Raw genomic sequence first — 11,119 nt, 5'->3', positions numbered from 1 at the left:
TTACATACACAGGAGAAACCTTTGAAGAATTCTTCCGGGATGAACTGGGAGAGAAAGAGCTGGGCGGCCTGCTGAAGCAGAAAGGGAAAATTGCCACGCCGGGAGAAGCAATCAATGACCTGGATGAGACAAGGGCAGAAGGACCGGCCATGTTGATTCCGGCCGGCGGATTTGGAGTGGCAGTTGCGTCTAACGGCCGAAATACCGGTGGAAAAGTGGCACAGGTTAATGTGTTTACGGAGGTAGAGAGCGTACCGTCCGGGGACATTGCCATCATCTATGCCGCGGCAGATTACAGCGTTATCGATGACCAGCTTCCGCCAAGCGCATATTTTACAATCAAGTTTGACATCAAAGATAACAAAGGCCAGGACTATGAAGGAATCACCGGGCCGGAGAGTTCCAGCACCGCGGTGAAGGTAGAGCGGCTGGAGAACGACAGGAAAGAGGAATGGGAGGAGATTCGGAGTTTACTGGAATCAAGCGAGAATCCGGGAGCGGCCGGTCAGGAAGACTGGGTGATGGTTACAGAAGGAACCAACGTGTTCTACTACTCACCATCGGAAAAACTGGCGGTGTTCGGAATTAAAAATGGTGGTACCGCCATCACAAACCTGCCCATGCCATTCCGTTTTCACAACGGAATCACTCCCGACGGTTCGACGATTACGGCGACTCCTGGGATTTTAAATAAACAGGCGCTGGAGGATGGCTACAAAGGCAGCGGCCCTGGGGATGATTCTGTTTTAATCGAGGGCGAACCGATTACCGTGACCAGCACGGCAGAGTTTTACTGGAAGAATGTTACCAAAAACAGTTCTTCCAGCATGGGCAATCTGGCGGCAGGCACCGGAGTGAGTGATGAGATCGTCTATCAACTGTCCAGTCAGAAGAATTACTCAAAAGACACAGGACTGCTCTATACAAAAGAATACACGATGCATGATGTGATGAGGTTTGACGGCTTCTATCTGGATGTGAACGGGTATGAACTGAAAGAGCAGCAGGAGAAAAACGGCAATTATTTGAAGGGAGAATGGTTCTTAGCAAAGAACGGGAAGACGGTTACGAAAGTGCTGGGCCTTAGAATTCCGGGCGCTAAAAATGATACGGGTATTGCAGTGCCAGTCTATTTAAACAATGACCCATCCACCAACCAGGTAATCGGATTTGATGTGACCTATACGGTTCAAAACGATTCATTAAATGGACTGGAAGCCAGGGATATGGCAGATATTGCAGCAGATACCTTAAATGTATATTTGGGACTGGGCAATATGATAAAAAATGCGAAGGACGTCATTGTCTGTGAAGAATCAGACAATCCACCTTCCATCAAAAACAGAGTGGAATTCGATGCCTACTCCATCATGCACGAGGAAGGCGCACAGGAGGAACCCAATGACGGTTTAACCAATCACCACAGCACGGCGCAGAAAAACCTGACCACAAAGGCAGAGTACTCCCTCCAGAAGTCAGCCTTTACGGATGAGGAGTGCAAGACAGCGGCCACTGGCGACAATAAGGTGTTTGAACCGGGTTCCTGGGTTTATTATAAACTGACGGCCAAAAACAGCGGTTATATCAGTGAGAAGTTCCGCATTACGGATACCCTGCCAGATGGCCTGGATACCGACAGTGTCGAGACCATCAAAGTGACTGTCAATGGGACGGAGCTTGGCAGCGAAAGCTATACGGATGTGAAGGCAGAAAATAACACCAAGACATGGGATGAAATCTTAATACCGTCAGGCGGGCAGGCCACAATTATATTCAAAGCCCAGGTGAAGGAGAAAGAAAATTTCCTGAATGGTGCGATTGGAACCACGCTATTAAACAAAGCGGAGCTGTTCCGAAGCGGAACTACCGGCAATCGGCTGGCATTTGGAGATGCTACGGTATTTGTAAACTTAAACACCCTGCGGGCGGAGGACTTAAAGTTCGATAAAGACGTAGAAAGCTCAGATGGTAAAACACCGGCCATGGGTGGTGGTCTGGTTTATACATTGAATGCTTCCCTGGCAGATGGCGTGGGAAATTCCCATTGGATTACCTTAAAGGATGAGTGGCCATCAGAGGTTACTCTGACAAAGATAACAGAAATCCCTTCCCAGGCGACGATAACTATAACGGACAGGGATGGCAAAGTACTGAAGACATATGAAAATAAGGATTCCAAACCTGGAACCCTTGAGGTGTCTAATATCAATCAGAAAAACGGTATTATCGTGACAGCCCGGGTTCTCTTGTCACCCAATAACCGCAGCACGGCCATGAAATTGAGCGGCACGGTCAATACGGACGGCGAGATTAAAAACCATGCGGAGGCAAGCGGCGGTGACAAGGACTCAGAATGGACCCAGCCGTCGGATGCGGAAACATATGCCATAGGCGTTTCCATTGAGAAAAAAGCCTATTATATCAACCGATCCCAGGGGGCGATCACGGAGGACAACAGTCTGCTGCATCCGGTGAGCCAGAGCGTATCATTCCGGGCCGGTGATGTGGTGTGCTACAATATCAAACTTACCAACAATGGAAAGCATGCTTTTACAGCAAATCTGACTGATGATGTGGCCAACTTATTCGGAACAGCCAGCGTGCAGTATGCAACGGCTACCCTGAATCATCAGGAGGGCTCCGTATTCAAGAAACTGCCAGGCGGAAATTGGGAGATGATTGGTATCTCAGCGGATAAAATGGCCCTTGATTTACCGGTAGAGTTAAATGCGGCGGAGGCAGCAGATTTCCGCATCTATCTGGTGATTCCCGATGACGCGAAGAATCAGTTTGTGGAGAACAAAGCCCAGGCCGTGCTGAACCATGGGGATAAGGAGTATACGGTTACGGCGTCGGCTTCCATCGCAATCAATCATGATGTGCAGAAGGCATCGATTGAGAAAGAAGTGTATGCGGTAGCCAGAGAGTTCGAGACGAAGAACAACCAGAGCTATTTAAAGAAAGCCAAATGGAACAATCCGGTTCTCGGCACGGAATCTTCCGGTTATGTCCCGGATGAAGTTCCGCTGAAGGTGGGAACAGGCGATTATGTATTCTATCGAATCACGATTCACAATGAAGGGGATGAGCCTTTAAGAATCTATGAGATTGAGGACTGGCTGCCGGAGGGAATGACATTCAGACAATTCTACGCATTTAATGGAGCGGGTAATGTGTCAAATCCGAGAGTGCCTGGAGTGATGGATGAGACGGATACGTTGAATTTAGGTCCGTATGCCAAAACTTTAAACAGTGGAAATACCAGCTGGCTGTTCTATGATGATGCAACCGGTTCCGGATGGAATAACAATGCGGTGGCATCGGTAAAACACGGAAACGGTGGCAATTTAGTCAGCAATACGGTATACAGAGCCAGACTTTATACACAAAATCTGGGTGATGGCATCGCCGATATTGTGGAGATTGGAGCGGGTAAGAGTGCGGTGTACGGCATCATTGCACAGGTAACCGGTAATTTTGACAGTGGAGTTATCCTGACCAACAAAACCGGAGTTATTGTAGATCAGGCGGCCATTACGGACATCGAAACGGAGAAGCCGGTGAGCGACTTAACCAAGGTCGTAGGCGGCAGAAGTTATTCCGACGAACAGCATAAGATTATCACGGCGACGGCAGACGTTGTCACAACAGGCATCTACACACCGGGTATTGAGAAGAAATTGACACAGTACGAGGCCTTAGGGAAATGGTATGACTATGTGGAAGGTGGAAACAATGTCGGTATTGCTCCTAATCATGAGCTGCGCTGGAACATGACCCTCCATAATGGAACCAACTCCTATATCACAAAGGGACCAATCGAAAATTACACGATTAAAGATATCCTTCCTCTGGACTTATGCTATAATGAAGGTGATACCGCCAGCAACTATATAGCCAATGCTTCAGGTGCAAAAGTCTCCCTCCCATTACCGATGACGGAGACCGGAGCCGACGGAAGACAAATTGTCAGCTGGAAGGTGGAGAAGCAGAGCGATGGCCAGTACCTGATTACGGGAGCGGAAGGGGAGCCCCAGCAGACATCAGTGAACCTGTCCATCCCGGTGAAAGGGAAGATGACGGTACAGGTTGGAACGAAAGGTGGCCAGGATGGCGCCAAATACGGAACCTATGTCAATCAGGCAGAGTTAATCCCTCATGGCGCCGCCTTTGAGGAAGCATGCGCCGGAACACTGGTCAAAGACGAGGATGGCTATGCTTATGCAGTACATGCGGAAGCCTCGGTAGACATTTTCCTGAACGACAGGCAGACGGAAGCCTGGAAAGAAATCACAGGTACCTTCAACGACCATACGCAGACCGCTTCCGGAAAAGACCAGGGAAACAATACGGTGATAGCCGACGCGGGAAGCGAAGTGAAGTATACGCTGAACGTGAAGAGCCAGGTAACCGGTGGAATCAAGGATATGGTGATTGTAGACCGGCTTCCGGCCATCAATGATACCGGTGTCGTAAACAACATGAAGAGAAATTCTGATTTCGCGGTTCGCTTTGCCGATACTCCTGATGTAACAGTCAGCGTGAAAAAAGCAGACGGAACGAGGAAAGAGATAAGCAAAGACAATATTCTGGTGACTTATACCGATTGGAGCAAGAACTTTGGTAAGGGTTCGGCCCTTCCACAGTCTGATTGGGAGCCAGGGTACACGGATGGCTGGCGTGCAACGCCGGAAGGCGCCGACAGTCTGCGGGTGGAAATCTCTGATGAAGCGATGAATGAAGTAAAGGTGGGCGACACAATTGTGTTGACATTTATGGCCAAACTTCCTGAGGCGAAGGATTTAAATCTGGATACGCAGTTGATTGCGTGGAATACCTTCGGATATGCCTACAAAGCGAAGGACTCTGCCAATAGTGCTACGATTACGGTGGAACCGCTCAAAGTAGGAGTTGAGATTCCCACAGCGAAGCTTTCTGTCACGAAAAAGGTGGAGAGCAAACTGGATTCAGACAAGGAAGCTGGGAACCAGTTCACATTCAGCATTGAGGAATATGTGTCCGGGAAGTGGCAGAATGTGTCCGGAATGTCATTTAATCGGATAACGGAAGATGGCCAAGCGACAGCCGAATCCAGTGACGAAGACGGAAGATTCACCCTGTCTCATGGGCAGACGGCAGAATTCACAGTTTTAGCTGGCCACGGTTACCGCATAAAAGAAGTCAAAGCAGATGGCTATTACGTTACGGTTACCGATTTTGACGGCAAGGTGAACAGCGGAAACGGTAAGGACAGCATCTTGTTCAATCCGGAGAATCCGCCACAGGCTTTCGTGGAGACGACAAAAAAGGGCATCCATTATTACTGCACATTTACCAATGCCAGAAGCAGTTTCTTTTTACCGGAGACGGGCGGCATCGGTACGGGAATCTTCCACAGAGGTGGAGCGGCGCTTATGATCATGTCACTGCTTTTGATGGCTGGCGTCTGCATGGGGACCGTATGGGAAGCATCAAAGAAAAAGAAACGAATCAGTAACAAATAGAATGACAGTAAGGAAACTCTTATGAAGAAAAAAGGAATTTTGATTCTTGCCCTCCTGCTGCTGATAGCGGGAGGGGGAATCTTTGCCTATCCGTCGATCAGCGACGCGGTTCATCAGATTCAGTCAGCCTCCTCCATCAAAGGATACCAGAAACAGGTGAAGGAGACCGATGAGACGGCTATGAATGCCATGATAGCCGAGGCGGAGGCATTTAACAAAACATTGTCCGATACGCTTTCCACCGACCCATTTCAAACCGGTACCGTGGAACCCTATCTGGATGATATGGAATATAACAGCCTGTTGAATGTGAATGGCCTGATGGGTTATATTGACATTCCGGTGATCGATGTTTACCTTCCTGTTTACCATGGAACCTCAGCTGCGACCCTGAAAAAAGGCGCCGGTCATCTGTATGGCTCGGCTCTGCCGGTGGGAGGGGAGGGAACCCACAGTGTGATTTCAGCTCACCGGGGACTGCCTTCGGCCAAGATGTTTACCGATTTGGACCAGGTTCAGATGGGAGATGTGTTTTACTTCCATGTGTTGAACCGGATACTGGCATATCAGGTGGATAAGATTGAGGTGGTGGAACCCACGGAGCTTTCCTCACTGGACCCGGTGCCGGGAGAGGAGTACATGACGCTGTTTACCTGTACCCCTTACGGAATTAACAGCCACCGGCTGTTAGTGAGAGGCGTGAGAATCCCCTACGAAGTGACAACCGCCGAGGAAGCCGCTAAGAGCGCGGACGAGAACGCGCCAAAGTTAAACGCGGCTGTGTCATCCGCGACGATGATGACTGTTGTGGGTGCGGGAATTGTTGTGCTGGCGGCGTTCGTTGTGTTGGCGCTCCTGGCAGTGACTGTTGTTACAAGGACATGGAAACGTCATAGAAGAAAGAAAAAAGGGAGGCGGAAATAATATGAAACGATTGGCAGTAAAACGGAAAGCCATCAGCGCTTTGGGGATAGCAGTTTTATTGGCAGCTCTCTCCGTACAGACTGCTGTGGCGGCGCCGGAGCAGGAAGCAAAGCCGTCCCTGACGATTCAGACACATCATGAGAATAAGGGGTTACCGGGACTGGAATGGAGCGCTTATCAGGTGGCGGAAATGCCCCGCGATGGCGAGTATACCTTGACAGCAGCATTTGCCGCTTCCGGGCTGGATGTGGAAAGTCTGGATGGCAGTACGGCAGATGAAATGCAAAAGAGCGCGGCCAGGGTGGTGGCTTTTGTGAAGGCAAACCAAATCGACGCGGACCGCACGGCAGAGACTGATGAAAATGGAACTGCCAAACTGGAAGACATGGATAAGGGATTGTATTTGATTGTTCAGAGCAGCAATAAGAATCCCGATTACACGGTAAAGTCACAGCCGTTTTTTGTGGCGCTGCCGATGATGAAATATATAGATGGAGTGCTTAGCTGGAAATATGATGTGACAGCTGTTCCAAAGCTGGAGGTCACCGTGCCTGAGACGGAGCCGACAACAAGTGAGACGACAACAAGTGAGCCGACGGAGAGTCAGCCATCGGAGAGTCAGCCGACGGAGAGTCAGCCGACAGAAACCCAGCCAACAGAAACCCAGCCGACAGAGTCCCTGCCGCCGGAGACCGTACCCCCCACGTACAACCCCGGCAATTCAGGAGGTTCAGGCGGGCCGGGTGGTCCGGGCGGGAATTCCAGCGGAGGTCCGGGAGAAGGAGAAACCGTCACGATCGTCGATACACCGCCGCCTTTAGCCAGCTTTTTACCCCCACCTGATGAAACGGGACTGATTGAAATCATAGATGACCCGATTCCGCTGGCTGGCTTTCCGTTCGTGCCTAAAATGGGAGACATGGGAGCCGGTGGTTATGCGGCCGGCATGATTCTTTCACTTTTGGTAGGCGGAGGCGCTTTCATCCGCCGGAAAAAGTACACCGGAGAGGAAGAAAGGACAGATGAGTAATCAGATAAAACGGTGGCTCTGTACGATTTTGGCAGCGCTTGGCGCCATTTTCTTCGTCTATTTTGCGGTATCCTTTGTGGCGACGCAGAACGCGTACCGGCACAGTGAGAGCGATTTGCAGAATGTGATGGCAATCCGCGGAGAGATGCCCCACACTCTCTCCAAAGAGGTGAAAAGCCAGATGGATGAAGCGTCCGTGAGAGCGGCGGAGTACGAGGAACATCTGGCCAGAAGAGAAGGCTACCAACGCCTGATGGTGGAAAATCCGGATATGATAGGATGGATTCGAATCGAGGGAACGCCGGTGGATTATCCGGTTATGCAGACTCTTGATGAGCCGGATTATTATTACCGGAGAGGGTTTGACAGAGAGTATTCGGCCTACGGCATGATTTATATGGATGCCGTCTGCACGATTACGGAGGAGGAAACGGTTTCCCCCAATTACATTCTGTACGGTCATCATATGAAAAATGGCTCCATGTTTGCATCCCTGGAGCAATACGGCTCTGAGGAATACTATAAGGAGCACCCCTTTGTTGAATTTGATACGGAAAATGAATTTGGAAGTTACGAGATTATAGGCGCCGTCCGTCTTCCGGCGGCCCAGTTAAACGGTGAATTTACCGCCACCCTGGCAGCCAGAACGGAGGAAGACTATGAGAATCTGGTTCGCTACGTGAAGGAACACACCTTCTATGAAACCGGGGTTGATGCACAGTGGCCGGAGCAGTTACTGACGCTTACCACCTGCGAATATACCCAGAAAGACGGGCGTCTGCTGGTGGTGGCCAGGAAGAAACAGGGATAGCGTCATCTGGTTCTCATGACTCATCGCCAGTCCAGACGGGCAGATGGTTGTCGATGGCATAGTCCACACTGTTGTAAACGTAGTAGGCGTTTACGGAGGCATTGCTTCCATCCAGTTCGATATGCAGGGACTGACCGGCGGACATGGGAATCTCGCAGATGAGCTGCCCTTCCTCCCCCTCCGAGGAGAGAGAACCCTCAGGCAGAATGGATAATGCCTGGGCGGCGGCCTCGGAAGCGGTGGAGCCGTCTTTCAACGCGGCCGCCACCTGGCCGATGTAAGCCTGTCCCAGCGCGTCGGTCTGATAAAATGCGCTCACCGAATCCGCCCGGCGTTTGGCAAATACCTGGGCGCCCCTGGCATCGCTGAGACCCAGCAGTGCAAAGACGGACAGACAGAGTATGATAAAAATCAAAATAATGGAAGCGGTTCCGATATTGATTTTCTGTTTCATGGTTTACCCTTTCTAAATCGTTTCTTTCTTCTTAACATCTTTCTCAAGAAAGGGGCACATAGTGAGCCCCTTTCAACGTATAAATCGGTTCCCCAGAGATACTGAATACTTCGGCAGTGACCTCCAAAAGATTGCCGTTTGGCTGTGATGTGACGATGATGGAAAATGCAGCGTCTTCCGGCACAGATTTGGCATTGGAAGAGGTGTCCTCCGTGACGTGCCAGTTCCGGTCATAATAGATGGTTTTTGTATCCACGTCTTTGATACCGGCCATGGACTGGTCATGGTTATGATATCCGGCAAAGGTATCTTCCAGCGCGGTTTCGGCGGCGGTCACCGCCTGATTTAAATTTCTGGCTCCGCGGCTCATGGTATCGGCTTTGACAAATGCCATGACAAAGATACAGGAGGCCAGAGCGAAAAAGCCGCATACCCACAGCATTTCCAGCAGGAAGGCAGAGGAGGCAGGTCTTCGGTTCATGATTCAACGCCTCCTTTCGGCTCACTTCGAAGCAGCAGGCGGGCCGTGATGTCGGATGGCTCGGTCTCTAAATGGATGGTGAGCTGATTGGTGGTTTCCTGAAGCGTAAAATCCAGGGAGGTACATTCCATGATATCCAGCCCATCCTCCACGGTCAGTCCGCTGTCCTTTTCTGCATACAGCTCCTTCAAGACGCCGTTTAAGGTGTAAATCCAGGTTTCACATTGAAGCCCATTGGTAGAGGAGGAGAGCACCAGGACACTGCATCCGTCGATCTCCCGGACTTCCACACTGCCAGCCCTGTCGGCCTGCCGTACTTTGTTGGTGACATAGCTGACGGCCGTGTCAGAATAGAAGGAGGCATTGTTGTTGGCGCGGATATTTTCGTATACGCGGCTTCCAATCAGGATGGTAAACATGCTGCACAGAAGGAACACAAGGAGGAGAAGCAGGGAAAAAAGAACATCATAAGAATTGGATTTTTTCATCACTGCCTCCCTTTCCCTTCCTGCTTTTCGGCCGGAAGAATGGTGATATCAGGCATGACATTGCTGGCCCATCCGTCATAAAACACGTGGTAACGGCTGTGGTCGATGACAACGCCGTAATGCTCCTCTAAATACTCCACGCTGGGGGGATAACGCCCCTCGATGGCATAGCATTCCACGCTGGCCCGTTTCACGGTATCTGACAGCGCGTGCAGCCGGTCTTCGTCCGTCCGCGCGGCAATAGCCCTGACACCGTACAAGAACAGGAGCAGGAGAAGCAGGAATAATAAAATTGACAGCAGATACCCCCAGACAGGGTTTCTGCGTTTGGGAACTTCAACATGCAGCATAAATATTCTCCTTATCCGATGGTGGATAAAATACCGGCTAACGGAAGCATCACCGATAGAAGCACCAGCCCCACAGCCGCGGCGAGGATGGATACGATGGTTGGTTCCAGGCGGGCTATCATGGATTCAATGGCCTCGGAAGCCTTTCTGTCATATTCCTTTTCCAGTTCCCCCATGACGATCTCCAGCTGTCCGGCCCGGCTTCCCACACGCACCAGCTGCAGCTCGAAGCCGGAGAAAAGACCGGCGTCCTTGACGGAGTCAAAAAAACTGCTGCCACTGGACAGGGCTTCCTTGCAGATACGGATACCGTCCTCCACCTGTTTGTTGTCCACAAGCGTTTCCGCCATGGCAAGGCCGTCGGAGGTGTCGAGACCGCAGCCAAAGGTCATGGCCATGACGCTGCAGAGCCTTCGGTCAGCGGAGGCGCGGGCAATTTTGGAGCGGGATTTGATTTTTTCCATCAGGGAACGGGTGAAGGCGGACTGTCTGCCATTTTTCCCGAATATCCAGCTGATAAAGACGAATATCAGGAGAAGGCCGGCCACAAGGAGCGCGAACCCGCTTAAGATACCGCCAAAATGGATGGCAGCCGCGGCCGCGGGAGGAATCGTTGTCCCCATCTGCTCAGAGACGTCCGAGAAGACCGGCATTACCCTGGTAAACAGGACGAATAAGATGATGAGGAGCATGAGAATCATCATGGCAGGATAGGTGATGGCTTTTCTGATATTTTCAGCCATATAATATTCTTTTTCATAATAAGAAGAAAGCCGTTCCAGCGTGATATCCAGAGTGCCGGTCCGCTCTCCCAGTTGAATCATATGTAAGACGTAGGCAGGAAATGCGCTTGATTCGGTGACGGCCTGGCCGAAGGGAAATCCGATTTGGACTTTGTCAGCCATATCGGAAAGAATTGCTTTTTCTTCTTCCCGGTCTGAATCTTCCGCCATAACCTGCAGTCCCTCATAGAGAGGAACGGCAGATTTCAGCAGGATGGAAACCTGCATACAGAAACCGGCCAATTTCAGACCGGTAAATGGTGATGTTTCTTTTTTCATGGATAGACCTCCACAC

General features: G+C 50.7%; 9 protein-coding genes. 4 read left to right on the top strand and 5 right to left on the bottom strand.

The features are described from left to right. From ACLTD4_RS30890 to ACLTD4_RS30875, 4 genes are all read left to right on the top strand, one after another. On the top strand, positions 1-5,504 hold a 5,504-nt coding region (locus tag ACLTD4_RS30890; RefSeq protein WP_412331826.1), incomplete at its 5' end, for an isopeptide-forming domain-containing fimbrial protein. Positions 5,505-5,525: 21 nt separating this feature from the next. Next, positions 5,526-6,428, top strand: coding sequence for a class C sortase (locus ACLTD4_RS30885; protein WP_006779242.1), 903 nt, complete (start codon positions 5,526-5,528; stop codon positions 6,426-6,428). A gap of 1 nt (position 6,429) precedes the next feature. After that, the gene (locus ACLTD4_RS30880; RefSeq protein ID WP_006779243.1) at positions 6,430-7,458 is read left to right on the top strand and encodes a pilin N-terminal domain-containing protein; all 1,029 of its coding nucleotides are present in this window, start codon (positions 6,430-6,432) and stop codon (positions 7,456-7,458) included. Continuing rightward, on the top strand, positions 7,451-8,269 hold the full coding sequence (locus tag ACLTD4_RS30875) for a class B sortase (RefSeq protein ID WP_006779244.1): 819 nt from the start codon (positions 7,451-7,453) through the stop codon (positions 8,267-8,269). Before ACLTD4_RS30880 ends, ACLTD4_RS30875 begins: the two co-directional genes overlap by 8 nt. A 13-nt stretch (positions 8,270-8,282) precedes the next feature. Here ACLTD4_RS30875 and ACLTD4_RS30870 read toward each other — a convergent pair whose 3' ends face one another. The 5 genes from ACLTD4_RS30870 to ACLTD4_RS30850 are packed head-to-tail and all read right to left on the bottom strand — an operon-like array spanning position 8,283 to position 11,103. Beyond that, complete coding sequence (locus ACLTD4_RS30870; protein WP_006779245.1) at positions 8,283-8,723, bottom strand: hypothetical protein; 441 nt, start codon at positions 8,721-8,723, stop codon at positions 8,283-8,285. 43 nt (positions 8,724-8,766) lie between these two features. Beyond that, complete coding sequence (locus ACLTD4_RS30865) at positions 8,767-9,204, bottom strand: hypothetical protein (protein ID WP_006779246.1); 438 nt, start codon at positions 9,202-9,204, stop codon at positions 8,767-8,769. Beyond that, a complete protein-coding gene (locus tag ACLTD4_RS30860) occupies positions 9,201-9,692 on the bottom strand; it encodes a DUF4860 domain-containing protein (RefSeq protein ID WP_006779247.1) in 492 nt (163 codons plus the stop codon). Before ACLTD4_RS30860 ends, ACLTD4_RS30865 begins: the two co-directional genes overlap by 4 nt. Then, positions 9,692-10,042, bottom strand: coding sequence for a hypothetical protein (locus ACLTD4_RS30855; protein WP_006779248.1), 351 nt, complete (start codon positions 10,040-10,042; stop codon positions 9,692-9,694). The genes ACLTD4_RS30860 and ACLTD4_RS30855 overlap by 1 nt, the downstream gene beginning before the upstream one ends. Before the next feature lie 11 nt (positions 10,043-10,053). After that, positions 10,054-11,103: a type II secretion system F family protein gene (locus ACLTD4_RS30850; protein WP_412331825.1), complete on the bottom strand. Its 1,050-nt coding sequence runs from the start codon at positions 11,101-11,103 to the stop codon at positions 10,054-10,056. Positions 11,104-11,119: the final 16 nt, after the last annotated feature.

This window comes from Hungatella sp., from assembly GCF_046966825.1.
This window is presented reverse-complemented; position numbering and strand designations above follow the sequence as displayed.